We start from the raw sequence: 25,587 nt of genomic DNA on the forward strand, positions 1-25,587 counted from the left end.
GTATGCCGCAAAGCCTTGATGTATCAAGGTTTTACCGCCCACCAAACCGTACAGTAGCACTGTATGCTGTAACCTTCTCCATCAGCCCTGCCATACCGTCCAAACTATGAACGTTGTGTGAACGGCTGAGGGCGCTCGCTTGTCCGTCCAAAATGATGCAGAATCGCTTCAACAATCCTTACAGACGCTTGTCCGTCGCCATATGGATTAGCGGCCTTGCTCATTCGGTCGTACAGTGCAGAATCTGTCAAAAGCGCATAGGCTCTGTCGAATACGAGCGCCTCATCCGTACCAACCAGCTCAAGCGTGCCGGCTTCGATTCCTTCGGGACGTTCTGTTGTATCACGCAGCACCAGTGTTGGCACGCCGAACGAAGGCGCCTCCTCCTGCATGCCGCCCGAGTCCGTCATAATCATGTAGGCATGCGGATAAATATTATGGAACTCGAATACGTCCAGCGGCTCAATCAGCTTGATTCGCGGATGGCTGCCGAGAATTTCATTGGCGGGCTCGCGAACAGCCGGGTTCGGGTGAACCGCGTAGACGATCGCTACATCCTCGAACGCATCCGCAATTCGTTTGACCGCACGGAAAATATTGCGATGCGGCTCGCCCAGCGATTCACGCCTGTGAGCTGTCATCAGAATCATCCGCTTGCCCTGCGCCCAGTCAATAACGGGGTGGGAGAACGACTGGTCTACCGTATATTGGAATACATCCGTCGCCGTATTGCCTGTCACATAGATGGCAGCCTCCGACTTATTCTCCTTGCGCAGATTGCCAGCCGACCAATCTGTCGGCGCAAAATGGACATCAGACAGCACGCCAGCAAGCTGACGGTTCATTTCCTCAGGGTACGGAGACAGCTTATTCCAGGTACGAAGACCTGCCTCTACATGGCCAACCTGTATTTGCTGAAGGAATGACGCATAGCTGGCGAGGAAGGTCGTCTGGGTATCGCCATGCACCAGCACGATATCCGGCTTGGCCTCGCGAAGAATCGGTTCAAGCCCTTCCAGCACGCGCACCGTCGTCTCTGTCAGCGTCTGCCGATCCTTCATCACATTCAGATCATAATCCGGCTCTATCTTGAAGAACTCAAGCACCTGGTCAAGAATTGCCCGATGCTGTGCGGTCACGCATACGATTGACTCGATCTCATCCCCATGCTTCTCCAGCTCCAGTACAAGCGGAGCCATCTTTACTGCCTCTGGACGCGTTCCAAAAATAGTCATTACTTTAAGTTTAGCCAATGAAAGTCACTCCTATTAAAACTGATTCATTTTTCAACCATATCTCTGGTTCATGCAGGATCGCGAAACATCTACTTGGTTCCGAACATCCGGTCACCGGCGTCACCAAGTCCGGGCACGATGTAACCGTGTTCATCAAGCCGCTCGTCCAGTGCCGCAATATAGATATCCACGTCAGGATGCGCCTTCTGAACAACAGCGACACCTTCCGGCGCTGCAATCAGGCACATCAGCTTGATCTGGACGCAGCCGCGCTGCTTCAACGTATCAATGGCCGCGCAAGCGGAGCCTCCTGTCGCCAGCATAGGATCAATGACAATAAGCATCCGTTCTGTCGCATCAGACGGCAAGTTCACATAATATTCAACCGGCTCCAGCGTGTCAGGGTGACGGAATAATCCAATGTGGCCTACCTTGGCTGAAGGAATCAGCTTCAGAATGCCATCGACCATGCCTAGTCCTGCGCGCAGTATGGGGATCAGACCCAGCATACGACCGGAGACGACATTGCCAACTGCTTCCGTAACCGGAGTTGATACCGGAACAGCCTGGAGAGGGACATCTCTTGTCAGCTCATAAGCCATCAAGGTCGCCACTTCATCAACAAGCTCCCGAAAATCCTTCGTATTTGTACTTTTATCACGTATGTGTGTCAGCTTGTGCTGAATGAGCGGATGGTCACAAACTGTAAGTTTGCCCATATGTATCACCCTCCTGTGAAGACTGCTTCGCCTGCGGATTCGCAACCTGTTTTACAATTCAATCACAACCTTGTTTATTATAGCATCGGATGCTTCATTCTGCACACTTCCAGGGGGCTTGAATTATGAATACAAGCAAAGAACAGGCTGGTATTTCCGCCTTATGGAGATAGCTGAAGAGCATTTTGCTATGCTTTGGCATCTGTAAGGTGGTTTTTCAGCGTTACAGCGCGCCTCACTCCTCTTTTCCGTGCTGTAACGCGGTATTTCCGCCTTATGGAGATAACCGAAGGGCATTCTGCTATGCTTTGGCATCTGTAAGAAGGTTTTTCAGCGTTACAGCGCGCCTCACTCCTCTTTTCCGTGCTGTAACGCGGTATTTCCGCCTTATGGAGCAAATATCTGTACTGACTTTCTCTATAGTCTGACTTTATACGAAAACAGAAAGTAACTCCCAACTCCCATTTTCATTCTGGGAGGCCGCACCAACAACATCATAAGAGTTTTTACAGGTAAATAACTTGAAATGTCCGCTATGTCCGCTATGTCCGCTATGGGCGTGTTAGCTGTCTTTGGCAGGTAACGAAGATGGTAGCAAACGGCTCATCCACTCATGCAGAACGTCCGTTGCGATTATCCCTGTAGACTTTCTCAACAGCATGAAAGAAGCATACAACTCGTTCATACGCAAAATAGCGCCCCCCCTATTACTGGAGACGCCGATTCACATGTATGTGCGAGCATATTTCTCAGCAGGCACTTTCCGCTGCTCTCATGCATGTCTCAATACATGTCTGAATACATGTCTGAATACATGTCTAAATGTATGGTCTGCATATCCGAATGCATGTCTGCCTTTCTGCATGCCCGTATGTCTGTCTGCAGTCTGCCCATTGCCTAGCTGCTGCACCCGCCCCCACCACAGCTGCTGCCGCATGAGGAGCCTCCGCCTGAAGAGTCGCCGCCAGAGGAGCCCCCGCAGCCGCTATTCGAGCCGTCATTGCCGCTGCCCTTGTCATCGCTGCCGTATACAGCTGGGGAGCTCCCACAGCTGCTGTTGTTGGTCACATCCCGCTGCTCCTTCGTTTGCGCGCCATCCATCTGCTGGATGAATTTATCCTCGGAATCCATCGAAGCAAAAAACAACGCACCCGATAATATGCCTGTCATATAAACAGGGTCGCCCCAATTGGCGGTATCATTCGCAGAATTCCTATCGGCGGGTCTACGGTCCAGCGCTGCTCTCGCCAGCGACGAGCCCCGCTCGATCAAATAATGCATCGCGCTGCGGAGATCCTCGAACTTCTCGGCTGCAGCAGTATTGAAGTGCCGCTCCAGCAGCTCTTCCCGGCTGTGTTCTTGCAGCTCTGCGATGCGTTCCTTGGACAGAGGCGTCCGATAGAACGCTCCCCACAGACGCGAGCTTGGCGCAGCAGCCTCGAACAGTTCACCATAAACCCAATCGAACCATGCTCTTTCGCCGGAATTCGGCTTACTTCCTGCCGCATGCGGTGCATGATGGATCATGCTTCCGCATAATTGCTTGCCGAATTGCTCGTACTCCCAAGTAAACATGAGTATCTCATGCCATACATCATCCACTTTCGCACTGTACATCGGAACATTGCGCAGCAAAGCGCACATAAGAAAATATCGTTTCAGCTCAAACCATAACCAGTTCCACTCATCGTCACGAAGCCGGGGCTGCGCTTTGAGTACGCGATCCTTCACTCTCGCCTCAAAGTCAGAGGACAGCGCAGCTTCCAGCCGCTTCGCAGCCGAATGCGCGGGATGGCCCTCCGGCACTCCTAGCGCTACGGGAGGCTTGCTTGCAAAAACAGACGGCGAAATTCTCGATATCCTTGGCGATGACCCGCCGCCGACTCTTGACCCGCGATTCTTGCTGCTTGACCGAACGACAACAACCGAAATCATAACAATAAGAACGAATACGAAAAGTACAGCCACACCGCCTACACCCATACGAATCACCTGCTTGTTATTGGTATAGCTCCATCATAGCATGAGAAAAGCAAGGGTCACACCCTTTTTATGTAAAATATTCACTATTCCATGTGAATGGGGATATACAAGTCAATTTCCGTATCCGCATGATCTGCGCCAAGGAAACGCGCATCATACAGTTCGTAATCGATCGCCTCTACCGGTACAAGGCCGTTTTGAGGGAGCAAGCATTCGTAGATCCCGCTCATAGTGTGTACGATCCCCTCGACATTGCCTTGATGGGAGAACACCGCATAAGATTGCTCAGGCACCTCAACCTTAACCATTCCATGCGGCACTTGCACTTCCACTTCCCCCACCTCAAATCCTGCGACATAAGTAAACAATCCATCCTTCCCCGGAATGCCCAGCCCATAGGATATATCCGGATTGACGATATGACTGACCTCATGCTCGCGCAATTCAAACCGCTCCCACAAATCGCTTATACTGCCACCGCTGTCCGAGCTATGCCACTCCATCCCCACCACTGTAAAAGCCGTTCGCCTGACGATTCGCACCTCTCTATCCAGCTTGCCCGCGCTCCCCATGTCACTTAGAATCTGTTCGACATTATGAAGCAGAGCATGCTGCCTGGCAATTTCATCGCGAATGAGTTCTGCCTGCTCCTCCAGAATTCGCTTGATTCGCTCGTCATCATACAAAGCGCCGCAGCACTTAAGCTCGCGAATAATTCCAATTCCCACTTTCATTGATCGCAGAAAGAGAATGCGCTTTAATTCGTTCAGCTGCTGGGGCGCATAATAGCGATACAAATTGTCGCCCCCAACTTTTGCGGGTGCAAACAATCCAATCGCGTCGTAATGGCGCAGCGTTTTCGTGGAGACCCGGAAAATCCGGGCTAGTTGGCCAACCGTAAGCATTCGTCACCCCGCATCTGCTCTATCATCGCAGCAGTTCTTCAACAATCTCCTCTTCAATAGCTGCAAGACGATTCAACGCCTGAGACAGCATGGACCAGTCCTCATGAGCAGCATGCGTATGGCATTCGCCAAAAACCACCGCTTGCCGGGCTTTCAGCTCTGACAGCGCAGGTGCGAAATCCTTCAGGAAGTCAGCGGTGTCCATTGCTCTGCGCGCCCCAAGCTGGAACAGAAAGTGCTTCATGTTCCCAATACTATCGGGTGTCATGTCTCCTTTGCTTACTGCATCCGCGAATACTCGAATAGCAGCAGCATTCACAATCCTTCCATTCCGAGCAGCCCACTCTATCGTTCTACTGTACAAGTTTCTATAATATTTCATTGCTTGCTCGCGGATTTCCTGCAAGGACGGATGATTTATGCGCGTTGGCTGCGCCCACATCCGATAGGGTCTGCGCTTCCACTGAATGTTCTCCGCCTTCCAGGCTTCAATTAAAGAGGCATGAGACAGCTTCACATGCGGATAGCCACCCGGATCATGGATATAGATGAATTGATCGTCCATCCGGTGTGCCAGAACATAATGATCGCAACCGCCCAGGTAAGAATGATTGGGATTGTAGGTCAGCATCCCCATATCTAGTGGCCCAATAACGACAGGCCCTTGCGAGAGCGCCTCTCGCAGAGCCGCCAACGGAGCACCATCCTCTTCTGATAGCGGCGGACTTCCAACTGCTGTAAAACCTAGCAGCTTCAACGCGTTATCGATTCCTGCATCCGGTGTGTGATCACCGTTGAACCAGGCAGCTTGCTGCGATTCCTCCCAAACTGCGCCAAATCCGACACCTGTCAGCACTTCAATGACTGATGGGGAGATCCTTTCACCGATACTTTCAAGCAGCATAGCAGTAGAGTTCGCATAACAATAAGCTCCGTTCCCAATATAACTTACCATCACATTCACAGCCTTTCTGTTGGGTTGAACTAATCATACAGCGTTTCCCCAAGGGGAAGGTCAAGCGTGCTAGCCATCTTCACATAACCTCCTACGTAAATACATGCTGCACTTCCATTGTGCCATCCATTTCTGCGCGAGAACCATCCGCTTCCGCAACACCTCGATCCCCGGACTGTTCGTGCACTCGCGTTTAGGAGGACTATGCGCCCTCCTCTGAACGATATGCCCACTTGCAGTGGAGAGCGTCCAAGACATGCAAAAAAAGCTGCTCCCGCATCGTCTGATGAAAGACGGCAGGAGCAGCTTTTAATCGCAAAGCTTAGTAAGCCAGGCCAGGGTAGAGCGGGAATTGAGCGGTCAGATCACGAACCATGCCGCGCGCTTTTTCAAGCACTGCCTCATCCTTCGGGTTCTTGAGCGTGATAGCGATCACCTCTGCGATTACCTTCATCGCCGCTTCATTCATGCCGCGCGCAGATGCCGCAGGCGTACCGATACGGATACCGCTAGTTACGAACGGACTTGTCGGATCGAATGGAATCGCGTTTTTATTGACCGTAATTTGCACGGAATCAAGCACATGCTCCGCTTCTTTACCTGTAATGTTCAGGTTGCGAAGGTCGATCAGCATCAAGTGGTTGTCCGTACCTCCGGATACAAGGTTCAGACCATGTCCAATAAGTGCTTCTGACAATGCTTTTGCATTGTTGACAACGCTTTTGCCATATTCTTTGAAAGAAGGATCAAGCGCTTCGCCGAATGCTACAGCTTTCGCTGCAATAATATGCATAAGCGGTCCGCCCTGGGAGCCTGGGAATACAGCTTTATCGATAGCTGCTGCCCACGGCTTGCGGCACATAATCATACCGCCGCGAGGTCCGCGAAGCGTTTTGTGCGTCGTAGTCGTTACGAAGTGTGCATGCGGCACTGGGCTTGGGTGAAGACCAGCGGCGACCAATCCAGCAATATGCGCCATATCGACGAAGAACAATGCGCCTACGTCATTTGCGATTTGACCCATCTTCTCGAAATCAATGATGCGCGGGTAAGCGGATGCGCCAGCAACGATCATGCGCGGGCGATGCTTGAAAGCCAGCTTGCGAACTTCCTCATAATCAATCGTGAACGTCTCTTCGTTTACGCCATAAGCAACAAAATTATAGAGCAAGCCGGAAGCATTGACCGGGCTGCCGTGCGTCAAGTGTCCGCCATGTGCAAGGTTCATACCAAGAACCGTATCGCCAGGCTGAAGCGCCGCCAGATAGACAGCCATGTTCGCTTGTGCGCCGGAATGCGGCTGAACGTTAACGTGCTCGGCACCGAACAGCTCCTTCGCACGATTGCGAGCGATATCCTCAGCAATGTCTACATGCTCACAACCGCCATAGTAGCGTTTGCCCGGATAGCCTTCCGCATATTTGTTCGTCAGTACAGTGCCCATTGCTTCAAGCACTGCTTCCGAAACAATATTCTCCGATGCGATAAGCTCGATATTGTCGCGTTGGCGCTGCAGCTCAAGGCCGAGCGCTTTCACCAATTCAGGGTCTTGCTTACGTAAATTTTCCATTGTTCAATATCCTCCCTTTATATAAATAACAAAACACGGCTAATCACACGTATTGCTGCTTCTGGCATTGTCCTCATCCGTATAGACAGCACGGCTCCCGCCGATAAGCTTGGGACGCGCATAAGCCATCGTTGCATGGGCGAAGCCAATGGTTCGAATGGACGGCCGTACCGGCACTGCCACGCGACGGAGATGCATGCCGATGAAGGTATCGCCAATGTCGATACCGGCATGAGCCTGCACCGTTTCCGTCAAGCAAGCATCAGTCAGCTGGCGGTAAGCGAAAGCGGCCATTGATCCTCCGGCTCTGGGCATCGGAATAGCCGACACCTGCTCAAGTCCATAACGCTCCGCAACCTCTCGCTCCATCACCAGCGAACGATTCAAATGCTCGCAGCATTGGAAGACAGGATGAAAGCCGATGTCGCGCCGCACAGCCTCAATGCCTTCGTAGATCGCTTCAGCGGTCTCCAAAGTACCTGATGTGCCGATATACTGACCTTGCACTTCACTCGTGCTCACTCCGAGAACAAGCAGCTGCCCCTCGCGCAGACGGGCAGCGCTCGCCAGCTCACGCAAAATAGTTTCCACGTCGATAGCAAGTGTTGAAAGCTTAAGTATTTGGTGTTCATTCATCGCAATCTCGCTCCTTTACGGGTGAGAGGCGTATTTCGATTCAATCTGCATCACTTTATTCAGACGGCCGACATGACGCTCGGCCTGAGAGAATGGCGTCTCCAGCCAGATTCGGACGATCTCCTGAGCTAGACCGGGACCAATAACACGTTCGCCCATTGCCAGCACATTGGTATCGTTATGCTCGCGCGTTGCCTTAGCCGAGAACATATCATGCACCAGCGCACAGCGGATGCCCGTGAATTTGTTGGCAGCTATCGACATTCCAATTCCCGTACCGCAGATGAGAATCCCGCGATCAGCCTTGCCCTGTGAAACCAGCTCGCAAACCGGAAGCGCATAATCGGGATAGTCCACCGATTGCTCGCAGCTGCAGCCTACATCTTCAACCTCATGTCCTAGCGACTGAATGAGCGGAACCAGCTCTTCCTTCAGACGGTATCCCCCGTGATCAGCGCCAATGGCGATTTTCATAACGTGCACCCTCCCAAAAGTTTGTGTGCGGCTTTCGCCTCCGTCCCCCCTGATAGCAGGATCGCAGTAAAAAGAAGAAACTTGTCGAATCACAACGCTCTTAGTATACCTGATTCCATGTGAAAAGACGAAAAAAGAGCAACGCGTGTAAGCTACACGCTGCTCTTTGCCCAGGCGACCGGCCGTATGATCCGATGCTCCACCGTGGTTTCATCCACTTTCGTCGCCAGTTACATCGGAAACCTTATTTGTGCTTCTATCATAACGGATTCCACATCAAAAATCAATGCACCACGCGCGGATTCATTCTTCGCATATGCGATGCTTCAGCCAGGCGATTATTCATGCTGTGCATAAATCAGATCAGGATACCACCAGGCGTCTGCTCATGCTGCGCCAAAATCACGATCTAGCCAGGCGTTTGCTCATGCTGCGCCGATGTCATGTTTCAGCCAGCTTATCCAGCAGTCTCAGCAGCATCTGCTCGATTTCGTTGGCGCTCCGCTCATACACTTGAATCGATCCTCCGAAAGGATCTGCGATATCAAAGCTCGGAATTCGCCTCTCCAGCTCCAGCAGCCGGCCTCTTTCCTTGCCATCCAGCTGTTGGCCTAAAGCCTGCTTCATCTGCCACTCCGAGTACAGCGTCTCCAGCTCAGCAATATCAGTAAGCGCAGATTCATCGTTTGCAACGTACTCCACGAGCGTATACACCTTGTCCACCGCTTGCGGGAACCGCTGCAGCAAATTGCGCTTATGTCCCGTTGTCATGGTCAGAATGAGATCTGCCCAGCCAATTGCACCGCCATCAAGCGCCATCGAGCTTCCTGAACAAGGATAATTGCGATTGCGCAATACCGTCTGTGCATGGGTCGATACGGGCAGGCCGTCCATAGTAGAAACGCCCGCTGAACGAACCTCCAGCTGCAGTCCCCGCTTATTTGCCATCTCTCTCAGCATCGCTTCGGCCATAGGTGAACGGCATGTATTGCCTGTGCATACGAATAAGATCCGTTTCAAAGCACTCGCACTCCTTTGATCATGTCATAGATACGAAATCCTTGAAGCACCTGGCTTCTGGTTAGAGAATAAACAGCAGACCAAAAGTAAACAGAATAACACCGCCGCAAGCCTCGCCATATTCGCCAAGACTGGCGCTAATTCTCGTTCCAATCGTTAAACCTATAATAGACATAAGGCCGCCGACAAATCCAATCAGCAGCACAGTCAGTATCACATCAGTGGCAAACATGCCAAGCGAGATGCCCGTTGAGAACGAATCAATACTAACACTCAGCGCAAAAAGCATAACACCGAAACCCGAGCGGGGGTCAATAGCAAGCTCATTCCCACCGCGAAGGGAGCTATAAATCATATGCCCGCCGAGCAGCAGCAGCAGCCCTCCAGCGGCTGCGGTCGTCACATTGCCCAGCAGTGAGCTTACATACTTGCCTGTGAACATTCCCATCAACGGCATCAGAATATGAAACAACGCGATAATGGCACTTAATTTGATGCGATCACGGAACAGAATCCCTCTAAGTCCAATGCCGATGCCGAGTGAAAAAGCATCCATCCCGAGAGCCAATGCAATGATGAAAAGCGTCAGCATCTGCCCAGACTCTATGCCCGCCTCAATCATCCTTACTCCCCCTGTACGTATACTTCTCAACAATCATATGCGGACAAGGGTTGAAAGATGACGGCTTGAAGAGCCTGGAAAGTCATGGCGCACACAGTAACTTAAACGTTGACGACACGGTGCCCTGCAGCTTTGGAGAGCCTATTCATGAGCGCATGGCCGATTCCCGTTTCCGGGCATGTCTCCGCCCAGATGGACTGCACATCGCGGTCGTCGAAGTCGCGGAGCGCGGCATAAAGCCCTTGCGCGGCCTCCTCAAGCCTCAATAAGCTGCCGAGAACAACGATATGCTCCTCGCCCTCGTACAGGGCGGCATGCTCTGCAAATACGAGCACGCCAGTACGTTCGCCGCGAGAGTGCGCTTGACGAACAGCCCTTTGGATATAGCCGGCTACGTCCACGGCATTGGGTCCTTGAACCAGCTCCATTGTCCCACGAGGGGCGTAGTGCGCGTATTTCATCCCTGGCGAACGCGGAGCCTGCCCTGCGTCCGATTGGACGGGCGCCCCACTTTGCAAGGCCGATGAGAGAACCGCAGCGTTTGCGGCCTCGCTATGAGCAGCAATCTGACTCCCGCCGGGAGCAATGATCGGATCGCCGTCAGGAACAGTGATCGTATCCCCGTCGGTAGCGCCTATCGCCCCCCCGCTAGGTATAGCAGTGGAGTCATACTCTACCTTCGCGGCTACCTGCCGCAGCTCTTCGGCGGTCACCCCTCCAGGGCGCAAAATCCTCACCGTATCATCGCCTTCAAGCTGTATGACAGTCGATTCAAGACCTACTCCGGCTGCGCCGCCATCGAGGACCGCATCTATTCGTCCGTTGAGATCATCCATCACATGCCTTGCGGTAGTGGGACTTGGCCGACCAGAGCGATTGGCGCTAGGCGCAGCTATCGGACAGCGCGATGCGGCGATAAGCTGTCTTGCTACTGGATGTGCCGGCATGCGTACCGCTACAGTGTCCAGCCCAGCGGTAACGCGCGGCGACACAGCTCCGGGCTTCACCGGCAGCACAATCGTGAGCGGTCCCGGCCAGAAACGCTCCATCAGCTTATGGGCCAATGGTCCATAGGGCATGATGAGCGCATCCAGTTGATTAATATCAGCTATGTGAACAATTAGCGGATTGTCTGACGGTCTACCTTTGGCGGCAAAAATCCGTCCTACCGCATTCGTATTGCGAGCATCTGCACCAAGACCATACACAGTCTCCGTCGGAAAAGCGACAATACCGCCCTCTCGCAGCAAACGAGCAGCTTCATCATAATGCTCCTCATCCAGCTTATTCGCATCTACTTTCCATAGTTGTGTAACGCTCATCTGTCATTCAATCCTTCATATCATAGAATTACGTCAATTACCACTTATTATACCATACCCGCAGCCCCCACAGCTTCACACAAAAAGATGACGGCAGCTCCGCTAAAATCGGTTATAAACCGTTCATAAACGATCGGAAGATCATTCTGCCTGAGAAGCGGCTTCTGATCCTAGCATCAGAATGAGAAAATGAGAAAAGGCCGCTTATCGCGGCCTGTGCCTATCCGAACAAACTGCCGAAGAAATCTCCAATCGATTCAAAGATTTCCACGAGAAAAAACTTAACTTCCGGCGTTTCTTCTACTTCTGCGGTCCCTTCTGTCACTGCTGTTTCCGGATTAGACGCAGCCTGATCAGCAAATGCGGTCTCTGCAGGTGTTTCCCCGTTGTCGTCCGTTTCCGAGCTTGCAGCAGCGGATGCTTCACCGCTAACCGCATCAACGAAGCATAGCGGCGGGAACAGGACACACCACCAATTCTGTCCTGCGCCACTGCCCAGTGTAATTCTGAGCGCTTCATAATTGCCTGCTGGATACACCTTGCTCCCATAAATTTTTGTCGGAAAAGCAACGACATCCAGCTCTGCTTTAAAGCTGTATGTAAAACCGCGTTCACGCAATTGAGCGGCCACTACCGCTTCAATATCCTTCATATGTCCACGGATGGACTGGCGCGCTTCCTCGATAGTTTGCGTACTTGAGGATTGAATCCAGCTATTAATTTCAGCAACTACAGCCTCACGAACATGGCGCTTGACTGCCTGATCCGAAGCAGAGTCGGAGTTTGCAAGAATACGAAGGCGGATGGATTCCTGGGGAATATCGCCACCGGCGATGGCTGCATCAGCCTTTTGACTCTCCCAGCTCAGAACGAGCAGAATAAGTGCAAGAAACAAGTAGCCATAAGAAGAGCGATAAGGAAAACGGGAATAAGTGCGGATCATATCAACAAGCTCCTTTGCGGCACCCGTCGGTGCACCAGCTTGCGTCCCGGAACGACTATATTTCCAGTATGTCCGACATGACATCTCTCTAAACCTATCGACTCTACTAAAATATCACTACTACTAGAATGTCATTACTACTAAAATGTGTTACTACTAAAATGTCGTTACTACTAAATTCCACACTTGATAAGAGCCGCACCAGTCCATGTATCCGCAACACAGCAAGCCAGCAGCACCCTTTTGTTTCCGCTATACAGCACGTCAGCACCTGCACTTTTTTTATCCGCAGTTCAGCATGTCAGCACCTGCACCTTTTTTATCCGAAATTCAGCATGTCAGTACCTGTGAATGGCTGCAAAAATACAGTTAAATCAACAAAAAGAGGCCCTTTAAGATGATGTTGATGCAAAAATGCAGCAACATTCAAGAGTTGGCCTCAATTTCTCCGAATCAGGTAATAACGACTGTATTTTTGCAGCAAAGTCGATCATAACTACCTTTATATGGATATTCAAATGTATTATTGCAGCAACCACACACGATGCATCGCAAAAATACTGTAGTCAATCCTTATTATCCTACGGAAATCATCGCCTCTACAGATCTACAGCCAGCACATGGCGTTCGATCCCTGCATAGTCGCGAATGATTCGAATATCGCGCCAAACACCGCAGGCGCGAAGCATCTCTGCGACGGCCTCAGCTTGCCCGAGGCCAAGCTCGAACGCTACAATGCGCGGCATCACGGCAAGCTGTGACAGCTGCGCGATCATGCTTCGGTATGGCGCGAGGCCATCCGCGCCACCATCCAGCGCGAGCCGCGGCTCATGCTCGCGCACCTCGCGCTGTAAGCCAGCGATGTCTCCAGCCGGAATATACGGCGGATTGGAGACGAGCACATCGATGCGCAGCCCAGCGGGGCCTTCGGCACCCGCTGCGGCTGCGCCACACTCGCGCCGCTCCGCGAATGGCGCGAGCAGGTCGCCCTGCACGAACGCCATGCGAGCCGCCGCCTCATGGCTGGCGGCGTTCGTGCGGGCGACTGCCAGCGCGTCCGGCGACAGATCGGACGCGCACACACGCCATAGCGGACGCTGCACAGCAAGCGTCACGCCAATGGCGCCACTGCCAGTGCCGACGTCAACGACTGTCGGCACGCAAACGCCAAGCGGGGCGCGGCGAGCTCCCGCCCCGCCATCGAAGACATCGCCATCTCTCTCGACGCCATCGCCACCGCGCATACCATTGCCGCTCTCACCATCACTCTCGGCGATATCACCGACACTCTCGCTGCTATCGCCACCGCGCATATCATTGCCGCTCTCATCAACACGTCCGCAGCGGCTCTCGCCTTCACTTGTGGCCGCTTCCGGCCACAGCAAGTCTGCGGCCGCAATTACGGCCTCGACGAGCAGCTCGGTCTCCGGCCGTGGAATAAGCACGGCTGGCGTCACTGCAAATGGCAAGCCATAGAACCATTGCTCGCCAGTAATGTACTGCACGGGTTCCCCGTCAGCCTTTCGCTCTAGCAGGCGCTCCCACTCAGCTTCCAGATCAGCGGGAAACTCATCCCGCCAATCCCTCAGCAGCTCCGCCCGCTCCAACCGAAGCAAATGCATGAGCAGACGCTCAGCATTTGCACGCGGCTCGCCGACCCCGCTCCCCTCCAAAAACAAAGAAGCCTGCACGCAGGCTTCCCCAATCGTCAACGGCTGCCGGTCTGGACTTCCGTCGCCACCAATACCGTCGCCATTCAACATGCGCTCCATGATCAGCGCCCCTCTCTATATCACGGCTTCTCATCTCAACTTGGCAGCTGGCTCCTTACGCCAAATTCTCCTGCTCCATCAGCTCCGCTTGAGCGGTAAGCGTCAGCGCGTTGATGATCTCTTCCATATCGCCGTTCATAACAGAATCCAGCTTGTGCAGCGTCAAACCGATACGGTGGTCCGTTACCCGGCTTTGTGGATAGTTGTACGTGCGAATCCGCTCACTGCGGTCGCCTGTGCCGACCTTGCTTTTGCGCTCACCGGCATATTTCGCCTCTTCCTCTTGACGGCGAATATCCGATATACGCGCACGAAGCACCTGCAGCGCCTTCGCCTTGTTCTCATTCTGCGACTTCCCGTCCTGACATTGTGCCATAATACCCGTAGGTACATGGAGTACACGTACTGCCGATTTCGTCGTGTTGACCGATTGTCCGCCAGCGCCGCTGGAACAGAAAGTATCTACCCGAATATCTTTATCGAGAATTTCGATCTCAACCTCTTCAACCTCCGGCATAACAGCAACCGTCGATGTAGACGTATGAATCCTTCCGCCCGACTCCGTTACCGGTATACGTTGAACACGGTGCGCACCGCTTTCGAATTTCATTTTGCTATATGCGCCTTTGCCAGTAATCATGAAGATGACCTCTTTGAAGCCGCCCAGATCACTTTCATTGGCTTCCATCAGCTCTATGCGCCACCCTTGGGAATCCGCAAACTTCATGTACATCCGATACAGATCCGATGCGAATAATGCAGCCTCGTCTCCGCCTGCCGCGCCGCGAATCTCCACAATAACATTCTTGTCGTCATTGGGGTCCTTAGGAAGCAGCAGCAGGTGAATCTCCTGCTCCAATTCGTCCCTGCGGCTCGTCAACTCATCCATCTCCATCTTAACCATCTCGCGCATTTCATCATCGAGCTTCTCGCCCTGCATCGCCTTGGCGTCCTCAAGCTGATCAATGACCTGCTTATATTCCGTATATGCCTCATAAACAGGCTGCAAATCCGATTGTTCCTTGGACAAATCGCGCAGCCGCTTAGGATCACTTGCCACATCCGGATCGCACAACAGCTCACTCAACTTATCATACCGATCAGCGAGCGCTTGCAAACGGTCCAACACTGTCATTCACCTCTATAGTCATTAATTTTGTTATCATATCATTCCTATTATTATAACATAACGCAGCACATTCCATAAACGGGACTTTCGGAAAAATAAAGCGAAGCACCACCCAGCCCTCTTAAGGCCATTATCCCCTTCGCTCAGCACCGGCGAGATGCACCCACCATAGAAAAATAGCTTATGAGACACTCAGCTACATCGTTCTTATCCCCATTATCCCCATCGCTCAGTTAGCGATCGACAACTAGTTAGTCGCAGAAGGCACACCCTTAACCCATGCGTCAGCCAGGAGAATGCACCGGATCAATCGAGCAGTCGAGCAGTCGAGCAGTCGAATCAATTCAATCTGAGCGGTGGGGATAGTGGGCAAAAGAAAGAACAGCCCCCTGTCCCTGTCTTGCCCTGTCTTGCCCTGTCTTGCCCTGTCTTGCCCTGTCTTGCCCTGTCTTGTCTTGCCTTGCCTTATCCTGTCCTTGCCCTGTCCTTGCCCTGCTCGGCTTCCCAAGCCTCGCCTTTACGCGCAAAAGAACCCGGTCTCCCGGGTCCTCTTGCAACAACTGCTTCTATACGTTGAAGCGGAAATGCATAACATCGCCGTCTTTCACGACATATTCCTTGCCCTCAAGACGCAGTTGTCCCTTCTCCTTGGCAGCATTCATCGAGCCCGCTGCGACCAGATCATCGTAGGAAACAACCTCGGCGCGTATGAAGCCCCGTTCGAAGTCTGTATGAATAACTCCAGCCGCTTGCGGCGCTTTCATTCCTTTGCGAATGGTCCACGCCCGCACCTCCTGCACACCCGCCGTAAAATATGTGTACAGACCGAGCAGCTTGTATGCAGCGCGGATCAATCGGTTAAGACCAGATTCCGCAAGCCCGAGCTCTTCAAGGAACATATCCTTGTCTTCGCCCTCCAGCTCGGAAATTTCTGCTTCCACTTTCGCGCTGATGGGCACCACTTCCGCGCCTTCCTCCGCAGCGAACTCACGAACCAACTGAACGAAAGGATTTCCGTCTGAATTAGCCGCTTCCGCCTCGCTCACGTTGGCGGCATACAGCACAGGCTTCATCGTCAGCAAATGTAAGTCACGGACGAGCACCCGCTCATCCTCGCTAAGCTCTAAACTGCGAGCCGGCTTATCCGCGTAGAGCGCTTCCTTGATCCGCTCCAGCACTTCAATCTCCTGCACATACTTCTTGTCGCCGCCCTTTAAGTTCTTCCGCGAGCGGTCGATACGCTTCTCGACAGAGTCAAGATCGGCCAGAACAAGCTCCAGATTGATCGTCTGGATATCTCCGATAGGGTCAACTTTACCGGAGACATGTGTAATATTCTCATCCTGGAAGCAGCGCACAACATGCACGATCGCATCCACCTCGCGGATATGGGCCAGAAACTTGTTGCCCAAACCTTCGCCTTTGCTGGCGCCCTTCACAATACCGGCAATGTCGATAAATTCAAACGCTGTCGGCACCGTTTTGTTCGGCGTTACAAGCTCGGTCAATTTATCAAGCCGTTCATCGGGAACCTCTACTACACCGACATTCGGGTCAATTGTACAGAACGGATAGTTTGCGGATTCCGCACCCGCTTGCGTAATTGCATTAAACAAAGTCGATTTGCCTACGTTCGGCAATCCGACGATACCACAGGAGAGTGGCATAGCTATACAACTCCTCTAATTAAATAGTCTCCCGCCATTATAGACGAAGACAACAAACATTGAAAGACCCAGTGTCACCGCCAACCATTCAAGCATCCGTCCGAAAAGGCAGCACCAGCACGAAAAGGACTGTTGCCTGCTAACGTCATTGCACAAATCATCCACGACCTTCTAAGCTAATCTGCACGTGTGGTTCGCACATGCATCGCCGTCCTTCATACCAAAGAATCCGCGAGTCAGACTCACGGATTCTTTGGCGGTCGGCACTTCTTACTTACAGCTGCATCTGGAACATTCCTTCTTCGCGTTTACCGTCCGCCTCACATCTTCTCTTCCGGCAGCGGCATGAACAGCAGACAGAACGGCATATTGCTTCCTGCCGAAGGAGTGATCCAGATTTCGACCGTCTCCACATTATCCCTCGTTCGGTACAGCACGCTCGCCTGATTGGTCGAAATCTCCGTACCGAGATGAGCAAAGCTGACCATATTCCCATTAACGAGCGCAGCTCCCGTATAGGAACCTCCACGCGGGTTGAAAGCAATCAATGTTCTCGGAGCGACATTGCGCAGCACAACCTTGTACAGCATCCCGTAATTGCCCGAATTAGTAGCTGGCGTGCCATTCAAACCGTCCGTCCCTGACATGAACGGATCCGCCGAATTGTCGGTCAACGAGAGCTTCGTCGTCCGATCACCAATGATGCCGGTGTAATCGAATACGCGCGTCGCATCCGCAAAGGTTCCTCTCACAATCGATTGGCGGGGGTCAAGTGCCGGCAGCAGCGGCGCAGCGGCGAGCGGCTCACGCTCAGCGCCTATGAGAAAGGCCGTATAACGAATGCGCGAGCTGCTGTAGACATCCCCGTGAAAAGTTATAATATCATCCTGCAGCATAGCCTTACTGCTTATTTCCTCGAACAGCACCTTGCTCTCCCCCGGCGCCAATACAAGCTCTCTGGAATTGTCGCCCGATGCTGTCGCTTCATAATACCGCGCAAGAGACATACGTCCCGCGAATTCCGGCATCGGCGTTGGCCCGGCTGAACCGCTGGCTCCTACCCATAGACTGGCCGGAGCATCGTCTAAATTTTGCGCGATGAGGTATAGCTTGGCCTTGGCCCCCAGCTTGTTCTTATGATGCAGCATGAAACGGACATCGCCGACTATATCGTCACGATACAATACCCCTTCGGAGTAGACAGATTCGGGACCGCTGCTGCGGAACAGGGTGACAGGCTCCGTTGTGTATGTAAAGGGTATCGCCTCCATATTTTTAACGGACGCGCTGTTAATGCTGAAGTTTTTGCCAATATCCGCGAACAGCTTGTAAAAGTCGTCCTCCGCGTACAGCTTCTCTTCCGTAATGCGGATTGTCCGACTGGATTCCGACGAGGCCCCCCGACCGTCTGTAATGGTAAGACCAATCGTCACCTCGCCCGGTTCAAAATATGCCGGCAACTGATTACTCCACTTCCGATCCACTATATTGTCGTCCGCATCCGTGCTTTCATCCTTCACGATAACAGGCTCGCCCATCCTGTATACCTCTTTATCCGTCGAAAATGAAGCGACAGGAGGCGTATTCGGTGACACGACATGGATCGTCAGCTCATACGGCTCGCTCCATTGTCCGCCGGCATCCGCTGCGTAATATCGCACGGTATAGTCGCCAGGCTCCACGAAGATCTCCTCCCGTCCTTCCCATCGCTCGGAGATTATGGGAAGGCCTCTCGGGGAGTAATTGTTGGTCGTATAGCTTACTATGGTCTCTCCGGCGATAATTTCATCCGACTGAACAGTGAATGAAACGACAGGCTTGATTGCTGCTAGCTTGAGCACTATCGCTTTACCAGTTCCGGACATCGCATAAGGAATGTTCAATGCCTTCGCTATATCGGTGACCGGTATCATCAGCACGTTTCGGTCGGCATACAGAGCTCCCCGCAGCTTCCTCGCTTTGCCATTCACATGCATTACGCTGCTCCCGACTTTCACAACCAGCTCAGTGCCGCCAATCCGCACAACCGTCTCCTTCGTTTTGGCATTGGCGGAGATGCTGCTTCCCTGCAAACGTTCCGCGAACGCGCGCAAGCTAACATACGCAACGCCCTTCTTAACTGTCAGGGGCCGGGCCGCATTATATTTGCGCCCATCCAGTTCTATTACAGTACTGTTTATGTATAAGATCAATTCTCCTGCATGCACAGCACCAGCCAGATCCTGCCCCTGCATCGACTGAGCCAAGAGAGGCGACGGCGATATAGCAATTGCCAATGCCAAGACTGTGATCAAGATAACTTGCCGAATAACGTTCATAGTTCCTCCTGAATGAATGTTTTGTCAGAGGGGACAGCCCCTCCCTTTTCCACCAAGCTACGTCCACTTTCTTGTGTCCGTTCTTCCACCTGAGCCTGCACTTGAGCTTGCATCGTAGCCTCCATCAGCGCTTGTACTTGAGCCTGCATTTGAGTCTCCACCTGCGCCTGTACTTGGGCTTCCACCAGCGCTTCCACTTGCGCCTGCACTTGAGCCCGCATTTGAGCCTCCACCAGCGCTTCCACCTGCGCCTGCACTTGCGCCTGCACTTGAGCCCGCATTTGAGCCTCCACCAGCGCTTCCACTTGCGCCTGCACTTGAGCCCGCACTTGAGCCTCCACCAGCGCTTCCACTTGCGCCTGCACCTGGGCCTGTACTTGAGCTTCCACTCGGGCTTGCAGCTGGACATCGCGTTCCAGCAGCATTTGCTCTTGCAGGGCAACTGTCTGCGTGAGCACAATCGCCTTATTCGTCAATGACGAAACAGCCATCGTCAAATGAAGGAGAATAAACAGAATACCCGCAAGTCCCAACAGATACAGCAGCGAAGGCGCATAGGCAACATGGAATTGCAGCGCGAGCCAGTCAATCATGCCGGGGAATAACGATAGAATCATCATGATAAAGCTGAGCAGCAGCCACAGCAGCGAGTACTGCTCCCTGAGCTTGCGGCCTCTAATGAAGTAGAGAATCGTGCCCATAAAACTGATGCTAATGAGAAAATTAATGAAGAATACGTCAATTTTCATAGCCCATCCGCCACTTTCTTTTTTTCGTTCTAGTAATGAGCACCGCCAGAATCACTTTAACCATGTAATAAACCGATTTAAGGGACGTAATGCTCGACGTTCCAGAGGAACGCTCGTTCATAACCACCGGAACCTCAAGAAAGGAGTACCGGAAATTATCGAGCAGCACAAGCGCCTCCACCTCCGGATAGTCTGTCGGATATTCACATGCGAACAAGGTGATGGCCCTCCTGTTGCAGATGCGGTAACCCGAGGTCGGGTCCGTCACCTTCCGGCCCAGCAGCCCGGTCAGCAGTCCCGATAACAGTCTGATCCCGACCTTCCGTATCGCCGTGGACTGGAAGCCCTGCTTTTCTACGAAACGGGAGCCCACCACCATATCCGCATTCTTCATCCGTGCGGCCTCCAGCATGCGGGCGAAATCCGCCGGATTATGCTGCCCATCCCCGTCCATCTGCGCGGCAAAATTATACCCTCGTGCCGCCGCGTAACGGTAGCCTGTCTGAACCGCTCCCCCGATACCAAGGTTGCAGCTCAGGTTAGCAACCAGCGCGCCTTCGAGCTTGGCCAATGCACCGGTGTTGTCGCTCGAACCATCATTTACGACGAGGATATCCGCATATGGTATAGCCTCTTGAATGTCTGCAATGACCCGGCGAATACCCACCGCTTCGTTATATGCCGGTATGATGATCAAAATCTCTTTGTTCATTTCTTCTTCCTCCCGGTAAGTAGTTCCGCCATTTCATTCGGTACGTGTCTGCAATCCAGCGCAGAAACATCATGCCGCCCAGGCTGCCGATAATGATAAGCAGCGGCATCGCCGTGAAGTTATAACGATATTCCGGCACAAAGGCGAGTCGCGTAACCGTCAAAACCCCCAGCAGCACAACAATCAGCGCAGCGGGCTGTCTCCATTTGCGAAGCAGCACGAGGCAAGAGACGATCCCCATTCCGAGAAGAGCCATATGGAACCATCTGCCGTAAGGGATAACGGGATAATAGGGCTGGTGTCCGCTGCCATAAAACATTTTCGAATAAATATAGTTCAGCTTGCCGACGGTGTACCATTTGGCAAATTCCCAAGGCTTAGTGGAGAATCCGACCTTCAGGCGCTCCATCGCCACCTCCATTTGGGTTTTGCCGTGCCGATCCACCAGCCCGTCTTCGTAATTTTTGTCGGGATACGTGCCCGCTGCAAAAGGATTCACCTGCGTTGACGCGACCACTACCTCATGCAGGGTCACTATATTTCGGATCACCCATGGTGACAGGACGAGCGCTGTCCCTAATAACGCGAACAGCAGCAGCTTGGCGGCGGCACGCGCCGCTTCTCTGCTCCACAGCCAGTAGAACAGATAGCTCACTCCGATCAGGAGAAGAAATTCAGGCCTCGTCAGAACCGTCAGCCCCATTGCTGCTCCGGCAAGCATGGCATGCACTGCTTTCTTCCCATCAAATGCGATCAATTGTAAGTAAAGGTAAAGTGTGAACAATAATGCGGCTTGCGTTTCCGTTAGAATCGCGCCTGTCGTCCATATAAACGATGGATATACAGCGGCAGCCATTGCCGCGATCAACCCTGTCCACAGGCCGCCCAAGCGCCGGGCGATCAGATAGACAATCACGACCATGGCAGTTCCCATCAATACCTGGGCATAACGGATATAAGGAAATGGATCATGCTCTCTGTAATCAACCAGCTTATAGACAGCCGCCATAAAGAGCGGATACCCCGGTGTCACCTGCGCATTCGGCTTTGTATCCTTATAGGCGTAAATTCCTTCCTCCAGCAACTGCCGAACCATAATATCGTAATGAACTGTATCGTGCGAAACACGGTGGTCCACTGAAGCCACGAAATCGACTCTTAACCATGCGGCTAAAACCACAACGACAAACAGCAGCGCCACTGCGGGCCAAGGTCGGATCTTCCAATTGCGCATATATCAGCGGTCTCCTCTCCACCACCTGGCACAGGCGGCTGTTAAGCATATCAATATCAGGAAACGCGAAACAGGGCTGTCCAAGTCTCTCCCCATCTCCCATCACCTGATAGAAGTATAGTAGAGAAATCTTAACAGCCCTGTTCGTGAGTTCTTAACAAACGCTTAAGTTTGTCTTATTAATCATTAAGCCGTATAGAGGGGCAAGGCGGCCTCGAACACCGTCTGCTCCCGGCCGCTCTCCGCTCTGATGACGCCGCCATGCGCCTCAATAATACTCTTGGTGATGGCAAGTCCAAGACCTGTGCCGCCGGTTTCCTTGGACCTGGACTGCTCGACCCGGTAGAAGCGGTCGAACAAGTATGGCAGATCATGCTGCGGGATCGGCTCGCCGTAGTTGATGAAGCGAATCACCGCCTTATTCGCCATGCGGGCAATAACAATATCGACATAACGTCCCTCGTGCCCGTAACGTATTGCATTGGTCAGCAGGTTCTCGAAGCTGCGGACCAGCATATCGCCATCCGCCAATATAATAAGAGATTCCGGCGCTTCCTTGATCCGGCAGGTCATAGAGGCCTTCTCGAAGGTCAGCGAGTATTCCTCCGCCAGCTGACTGACGAAATCGGAGATATCGAGCTCCACTTTGTTGAGCGGAAGACCGCCGGCAATCCGTGTGTATTCGAACAAATCCTCGACAAGCTTCAGTAAGCTTTTCGATTTCTCATACGCAATATTCACATAATGCCTTAGCTCTACTTCATCCTTATAACGATCCTGATCAATAACTTCGAGGAAACCCAATACCGAAGTAAGAGGCGTTCGCAGATCATGCGATACACCTGTAATCAGATCATTTTTAGTTTTCTCCGCATTGCGTTCATCCTCGATGGAACGGCTCAGCTGTGCGGACATCAGATTAATGCTCTTCGCCACCCTGGCCAGCTCACCCGTCCTCACCGGAATCTGGTAATCAAACTGGCCGCCAGCGAGCGCTTCCAGGCCGGAGGTAATCTCTTCAAGAGATTGCTGAAGCTCACTGGAAACGCGGTTAATGCTGCCCGCGATCCGCCCCAGCTCGTCGCCCGAACGGACAGATAGCTTATTGTCCAGCTTTCCTTCGCCCATCTCGTGCAACGTTTCATGAATCTCCTCCATATACCGGATTGTGCTTCCGCTCATCATGAAGAACATTGTGATGAAGCCTGCAATACCGCCCACGACCATTACGGGAGTTGACCCGATCGTGTTGACGATCCAGCTCAGCGGCCGGATAAACGGTGGGTAAGCGATCAGGTAGCGTGCAAGTGTATCGCCTAGATAGAGCGCCAGAGCGGTGGCGGCCGCGCTCGTCATGCCGAAGAAAATAAATTTCCACCGGATTGTATGCAGCCATTTCTGATTCAACATGCCGTCTCCCGTCCGTTACTCATTTTCCATCCTGTACCCGATGCCCCAAACCGTCTTGATATAGCGGGGATTCTGTGAATCCTTCTCGATTTTCTCGCGGAGCTTGCGAATATGAACCATCACCGTGTTCTTGGACACCATGAATGGCTCATTCCATACCTCCTGATAGATCTTATCCATACTGAGAACGATGCCGCGGTTCACGGCAAGCAGCTTCAGAATTCCGAATTCTCTCGGAGTCAGCTTGACTTCCTGACGGTCTACTGTAACCCGGTGGGTGGCGAAGTTAATGACAAGATCATCAATTTCGATCTCATTGTCGGTTCGGGCGCTGCCAAGCCGCTTATGCCGGCGAAGCTGGGATTTGATTCGCGCCATCAGCTCCAACGGATTGAAGGGCTTGGTGACATAATCGTCCGCACCGATGCTGAGGCCGGTAATTTTATCGATATCCTGGCTTTTGGCGGACAACATAATAATGGGAGTATCGTTTTCCTCGCGTATTTTCATGCAAGTCTCAAACCCATCCATGAATGGCATCATGCCATCGAGTATAATCAGGTCCACCTGGTTGGCATTCAGTTGGCTTAACGCTTCAAGACCATTGGAGGCCGTAAGAAGCTGATACCCCTCGTTATTCAAATAAATTTCAATCAGCTTAATAATTTCCGGCTCATCATCGACAAGCAGTATCGTTTCTCTGGGCATTGAAGCCTCCTCCAATCATCCAATCATCCAATTGTTGTCAGAATAACCGCATCAGGGATTATCCAGCATATAATCCGTCTCCCACAGCTCGTACTGGGCTATTAATAATTTGGACACAGCGATTCTTTTCTTCTGCGCCAACGAATAAAACAAAGGCTGCTTATTCTGCTCCATGAGCATGCCGCTAAGCTGTTCCTTCGCATCGTTTAGCATGTACTGGATTTGATATAAAGAAAATTTTTTCGGACGCTCGCCATGGAAAGTGTTGTTCTGGGAGAACACTATTTTCCGGCTGTCCAATGTGAAGTTCACACCAAAATAGCCATCCATTGCCCGCACGGGCATAAAGGTCTGTCCGTCAATGATCACCGCTGTTCCAATCTTTTCCCCGTTCAAATACATCTCCCGTTCGCCCTGTATCCCTTTGCCGATCAGGCTGTCCAGCCTGCCCCCGCTTGCTCCGATCCCGAAGCTGATCAGAACGCCGATCATAATCCCGATGATGACATATACGACTCTCTTCATTTTCCCATCCCTCTTCAAACCATACTTCAACATTAGATTAGACGGGAAAATACAGGAAAAGTTACTCGCCCTATGGTATATTATTCCACGAAAAAAAAACGACCAAGACCGCTTTCCATACAGAAAGCAATCTCAGCCGTTCAACTCCCCATCCTGCCTATTCAGTTGCCGATTCTGAGGAGCCTTTCTTATACTTAAGCGGCATGTCCTTTAACGTTTTTTCGAAGTCCTCTCCCGACAGACGCTCAAGAGTATCTTTTGCTACTCCCTGTATCTCGGCAATAACGTCTTCCTCGAAAAACCCTTCCCCATAGGAATCGATCTCGAAGCCAATTATGAGATCCTTTCCTAGATAGAAGATCATTGCATCCTCATCAGGGATATGTCTCAGGTTGCCTTCCCCATATTTCTTAATGATATCCTTGATCGTGGAGCGGCCGACAACAATCCCATTATCCAGTCGTTGTCCTTCTCCCTCCAGCATAAGCCCTTGAACCTCGTCATTCTGCACGAGAACTTCCACTTCGCCATCTTCAAACGTATACGTTTTCACACCGAAGGGTCCATCGGAATCTTCCATTTCTGAAGCACCAAGCTTCTCCTTCGCTTTATCGAAGCTATCCCCAATCTTAACCCCTTGATAGGCAAAGCTTGTACCGGAATTATTTTGGACAAAATAATAAACGATGGCTGCAATAATGATCACCGCTACTACAGCAACGATAGTCTTGTTCTTGCCTCCTCCACTAATGGGGGCAGGCCCTGGAACAGGGATAGGCGCCGGTGCTGCTTCTAGAGTTGGCGCTGACGTTGGTGCTGGTGGTGACATTGCAGGCGGTGTCCCTTGGATCCCGTCAGTTGCCCGGGCCGGAGCCTGCTTCTCTGGAGCAGAGCCTTGCAGAGAATGACCGCAGCTGCTGCAAAATTTGGACGTTTCCTCATTCTTCGTTCCGCATGCTGTACAATACATGATGATATG

At 52.3% G+C, this 25,587-nt stretch carries 23 protein-coding genes and 1 riboswitch; all 23 genes read right to left on the reverse strand.

Annotation, left to right across the window (positions count from 1 at the left end):
• Nucleotides 1–104: 104 nt before the first annotated feature.
• Entirely contained in the window at nucleotides 105–1,253 is a 1,149-nt protein-coding gene (gene wecB / locus L6H65_RS02205) for a non-hydrolyzing UDP-N-acetylglucosamine 2-epimerase (RefSeq protein ID WP_290370288.1), read from the reverse strand.
• Nucleotides 1,254–1,324: 71 nt separating this feature from the next.
• Complete coding sequence (gene upp, locus L6H65_RS02210; protein WP_236338691.1) at nucleotides 1,325–1,954, reverse strand: uracil phosphoribosyltransferase; 630 nt, start codon at nucleotides 1,952–1,954, stop codon at nucleotides 1,325–1,327.
• A gap of 897 nt (nucleotides 1,955–2,851) precedes the next feature.
• Nucleotides 2,852–3,937 carry a UCP032817 domain-containing protein gene (locus L6H65_RS02215; protein WP_236338693.1) on the reverse strand — a complete coding sequence of 362 codons (1,086 nt, stop codon included), beginning with the start codon at nucleotides 3,935–3,937 and terminating at the stop codon, nucleotides 2,852–2,854.
• Nucleotides 3,938–4,020: 83 nt separating this feature from the next.
• Nucleotides 4,021–4,842 carry a GyrI-like domain-containing protein gene (locus tag L6H65_RS02220; protein WP_236338695.1) on the reverse strand — a complete coding sequence of 274 codons (822 nt, stop codon included), beginning with the start codon at nucleotides 4,840–4,842 and terminating at the stop codon, nucleotides 4,021–4,023.
• A 22-nt stretch (nucleotides 4,843–4,864) separates the two neighbouring features.
• Entirely contained in the window at nucleotides 4,865–5,797 is a 933-nt protein-coding gene (locus L6H65_RS02225) for a YobF C-terminal domain-containing protein (RefSeq protein ID WP_236338837.1), read from the reverse strand.
• A gap of 322 nt (nucleotides 5,798–6,119) precedes the next feature.
• Complete coding sequence (gene glyA, locus L6H65_RS02230) at nucleotides 6,120–7,367, reverse strand: serine hydroxymethyltransferase (RefSeq protein WP_236338697.1); 1,248 nt, start codon at nucleotides 7,365–7,367, stop codon at nucleotides 6,120–6,122.
• Nucleotides 7,368–7,406: 39 nt separating this feature from the next.
• On the reverse strand, nucleotides 7,407–8,003 hold the full coding sequence (locus tag L6H65_RS02235; RefSeq protein ID WP_236338699.1) for a TIGR01440 family protein: 597 nt from the start codon (nucleotides 8,001–8,003) through the stop codon (nucleotides 7,407–7,409).
• 15 nt (nucleotides 8,004–8,018) lie between these two features.
• Complete coding sequence (gene rpiB / locus L6H65_RS02240; protein WP_236338701.1) at nucleotides 8,019–8,477, reverse strand: ribose 5-phosphate isomerase B; 459 nt, start codon at nucleotides 8,475–8,477, stop codon at nucleotides 8,019–8,021.
• Nucleotides 8,478–8,638: 161 nt separating this feature from the next.
• A riboswitch (ZMP/ZTP riboswitch) is annotated at nucleotides 8,639–8,721 on the reverse strand.
• A 197-nt stretch (nucleotides 8,722–8,918) separates the two neighbouring features.
• Nucleotides 8,919–9,497: a low molecular weight protein arginine phosphatase gene (locus L6H65_RS02245; protein WP_236338703.1), complete on the reverse strand. Its 579-nt coding sequence runs from the start codon at nucleotides 9,495–9,497 to the stop codon at nucleotides 8,919–8,921.
• A gap of 61 nt (nucleotides 9,498–9,558) precedes the next feature.
• Nucleotides 9,559–10,119, reverse strand: a complete 561-nt coding sequence (locus tag L6H65_RS02250; RefSeq protein ID WP_236338705.1) for a manganese efflux pump MntP — start codon at nucleotides 10,117–10,119, stop codon at nucleotides 9,559–9,561.
• Between the two features lie 101 nt (nucleotides 10,120–10,220).
• Entirely contained in the window at nucleotides 10,221–11,441 is a 1,221-nt protein-coding gene (locus L6H65_RS02255; protein ID WP_236338707.1) for an L-threonylcarbamoyladenylate synthase, read from the reverse strand.
• 220 nt (nucleotides 11,442–11,661) lie between these two features.
• Entirely contained in the window at nucleotides 11,662–12,384 is a 723-nt protein-coding gene (spoIIR, locus tag L6H65_RS02260) for a stage II sporulation protein R (protein WP_236338709.1), read from the reverse strand.
• 599 nt (nucleotides 12,385–12,983) lie between these two features.
• Nucleotides 12,984–14,156 (reverse strand): N5-glutamine methyltransferase family protein, encoded by a 1,173-nt coding sequence (locus L6H65_RS02265; protein WP_236338710.1) that lies wholly within the window; start codon nucleotides 14,154–14,156, stop codon nucleotides 12,984–12,986.
• A gap of 55 nt (nucleotides 14,157–14,211) precedes the next feature.
• Nucleotides 14,212–15,285: a peptide chain release factor 1 gene (gene prfA / locus L6H65_RS02270; RefSeq protein WP_236338712.1), complete on the reverse strand. Its 1,074-nt coding sequence runs from the start codon at nucleotides 15,283–15,285 to the stop codon at nucleotides 14,212–14,214.
• Between the two features lie 566 nt (nucleotides 15,286–15,851).
• Nucleotides 15,852–16,952, reverse strand: coding sequence for a redox-regulated ATPase YchF (gene ychF, locus L6H65_RS02275; protein ID WP_236338714.1), 1,101 nt, complete (start codon nucleotides 16,950–16,952; stop codon nucleotides 15,852–15,854).
• A 320-nt stretch (nucleotides 16,953–17,272) separates the two neighbouring features.
• The gene (locus L6H65_RS02280) at nucleotides 17,273–19,270 is read right to left on the reverse strand and encodes a copper amine oxidase N-terminal domain-containing protein (protein WP_236338716.1); all 1,998 of its coding nucleotides are present in this window, start codon (nucleotides 19,268–19,270) and stop codon (nucleotides 17,273–17,275) included.
• Nucleotides 19,267–20,019 carry a DUF2304 domain-containing protein gene (locus tag L6H65_RS02285; protein WP_236338718.1) on the reverse strand — a complete coding sequence of 251 codons (753 nt, stop codon included), beginning with the start codon at nucleotides 20,017–20,019 and terminating at the stop codon, nucleotides 19,267–19,269. The genes L6H65_RS02280 and L6H65_RS02285 overlap by 4 nt, the downstream gene beginning before the upstream one ends.
• Nucleotides 20,009–20,731, reverse strand: a complete 723-nt coding sequence (locus tag L6H65_RS02290) for a glycosyltransferase family 2 protein (protein ID WP_236338719.1) — start codon at nucleotides 20,729–20,731, stop codon at nucleotides 20,009–20,011. Before L6H65_RS02290 ends, L6H65_RS02285 begins: the two co-directional genes overlap by 11 nt.
• Entirely contained in the window at nucleotides 20,694–21,965 is a 1,272-nt protein-coding gene (locus L6H65_RS02295; protein WP_236338720.1) for an ArnT family glycosyltransferase, read from the reverse strand. The genes L6H65_RS02290 and L6H65_RS02295 overlap by 38 nt, the downstream gene beginning before the upstream one ends.
• Nucleotides 21,966–22,151: 186 nt before the next feature.
• On the reverse strand, nucleotides 22,152–23,375 hold the full coding sequence (locus L6H65_RS02300; protein ID WP_236338721.1) for a sensor histidine kinase: 1,224 nt from the start codon (nucleotides 23,373–23,375) through the stop codon (nucleotides 22,152–22,154).
• Nucleotides 23,376–23,390: 15 nt separating this feature from the next.
• Complete coding sequence (locus L6H65_RS02305) at nucleotides 23,391–24,083, reverse strand: response regulator transcription factor (protein ID WP_236338722.1); 693 nt, start codon at nucleotides 24,081–24,083, stop codon at nucleotides 23,391–23,393.
• Nucleotides 24,084–24,134: 51 nt separating this feature from the next.
• Complete coding sequence (locus L6H65_RS02310) at nucleotides 24,135–24,608, reverse strand: hypothetical protein (RefSeq protein WP_236338723.1); 474 nt, start codon at nucleotides 24,606–24,608, stop codon at nucleotides 24,135–24,137.
• Between the two features lie 157 nt (nucleotides 24,609–24,765).
• Nucleotides 24,766–25,578, reverse strand: coding sequence for a zinc ribbon domain-containing protein (locus L6H65_RS02315; protein WP_236338724.1), 813 nt, complete (start codon nucleotides 25,576–25,578; stop codon nucleotides 24,766–24,768).
• Nucleotides 25,579–25,587: the final 9 nt, after the last annotated feature.

Origin of the sequence: Paenibacillus plantiphilus, from assembly GCF_927798095.1 — a bacterium.
Classification (GTDB): Bacteria; Bacillota; Bacilli; order Paenibacillales; family Paenibacillaceae; genus Paenibacillus_Z; species Paenibacillus_Z plantiphilus.

Excerpts from the sequence above, each read along its gene's own strand:
- upp (WP_236338691.1), bottom strand. The coding sequence starts at position 1,954 with ATGGGCAAACTTACAGTTTGTGACCATCCGCTCATTCAGCACAAGCTG.
- L6H65_RS02215 (WP_236338693.1), bottom strand. The coding sequence starts at position 3,937 with ATGGGTGTAGGCGGTGTGGCTGTACTTTTCGTATTCGTTCTTATTGTT.
- L6H65_RS02220 (WP_236338695.1), bottom strand. The coding sequence starts at position 4,842 with ATGCTTACGGTTGGCCAACTAGCCCGGATTTTCCGGGTCTCCACGAAA.
- L6H65_RS02225 (WP_236338837.1), bottom strand. The coding sequence starts at position 5,797 with ATGGTAAGTTATATTGGGAACGGAGCTTATTGTTATGCGAACTCTACT.
- glyA (WP_236338697.1), bottom strand. The coding sequence starts at position 7,367 with ATGGAAAATTTACGTAAGCAAGACCCTGAATTGGTGAAAGCGCTCGGC.
- L6H65_RS02235 (WP_236338699.1), bottom strand. The coding sequence starts at position 8,003 with ATGAATGAACACCAAATACTTAAGCTTTCAACACTTGCTATCGACGTG.
- rpiB (WP_236338701.1), bottom strand. The coding sequence starts at position 8,477 with ATGAAAATCGCCATTGGCGCTGATCACGGGGGATACCGTCTGAAGGAA.
- L6H65_RS02250 (WP_236338705.1), bottom strand. The coding sequence starts at position 10,119 with ATGATTGAGGCGGGCATAGAGTCTGGGCAGATGCTGACGCTTTTCATC.
- L6H65_RS02255 (WP_236338707.1), bottom strand. The coding sequence starts at position 11,441 with ATGAGCGTTACACAACTATGGAAAGTAGATGCGAATAAGCTGGATGAG.
- spoIIR (WP_236338709.1), bottom strand. The coding sequence starts at position 12,384 with ATGATCCGCACTTATTCCCGTTTTCCTTATCGCTCTTCTTATGGCTAC.
- L6H65_RS02265 (WP_236338710.1), bottom strand. The coding sequence starts at position 14,156 with ATGGAGCGCATGTTGAATGGCGACGGTATTGGTGGCGACGGAAGTCCA.
- ychF (WP_236338714.1), bottom strand. The coding sequence starts at position 16,952 with ATGCCACTCTCCTGTGGTATCGTCGGATTGCCGAACGTAGGCAAATCG.
- L6H65_RS02280 (WP_236338716.1), bottom strand. The coding sequence starts at position 19,270 with ATGAACGTTATTCGGCAAGTTATCTTGATCACAGTCTTGGCATTGGCA.
- L6H65_RS02285 (WP_236338718.1), bottom strand. The coding sequence starts at position 20,019 with ATGAAAATTGACGTATTCTTCATTAATTTTCTCATTAGCATCAGTTTT.
- L6H65_RS02290 (WP_236338719.1), bottom strand. The coding sequence starts at position 20,731 with ATGAACAAAGAGATTTTGATCATCATACCGGCATATAACGAAGCGGTG.
- L6H65_RS02295 (WP_236338720.1), bottom strand. The coding sequence starts at position 21,965 with ATGCGCAATTGGAAGATCCGACCTTGGCCCGCAGTGGCGCTGCTGTTT.
- L6H65_RS02300 (WP_236338721.1), bottom strand. The coding sequence starts at position 23,375 with ATGTTGAATCAGAAATGGCTGCATACAATCCGGTGGAAATTTATTTTC.
- L6H65_RS02305 (WP_236338722.1), bottom strand. The coding sequence starts at position 24,083 with ATGCCCAGAGAAACGATACTGCTTGTCGATGATGAGCCGGAAATTATT.
- L6H65_RS02310 (WP_236338723.1), bottom strand. The coding sequence starts at position 24,608 with ATGAAGAGAGTCGTATATGTCATCATCGGGATTATGATCGGCGTTCTG.
- L6H65_RS02315 (WP_236338724.1), bottom strand. The coding sequence starts at position 25,578 with ATGTATTGTACAGCATGCGGAACGAAGAATGAGGAAACGTCCAAATTT.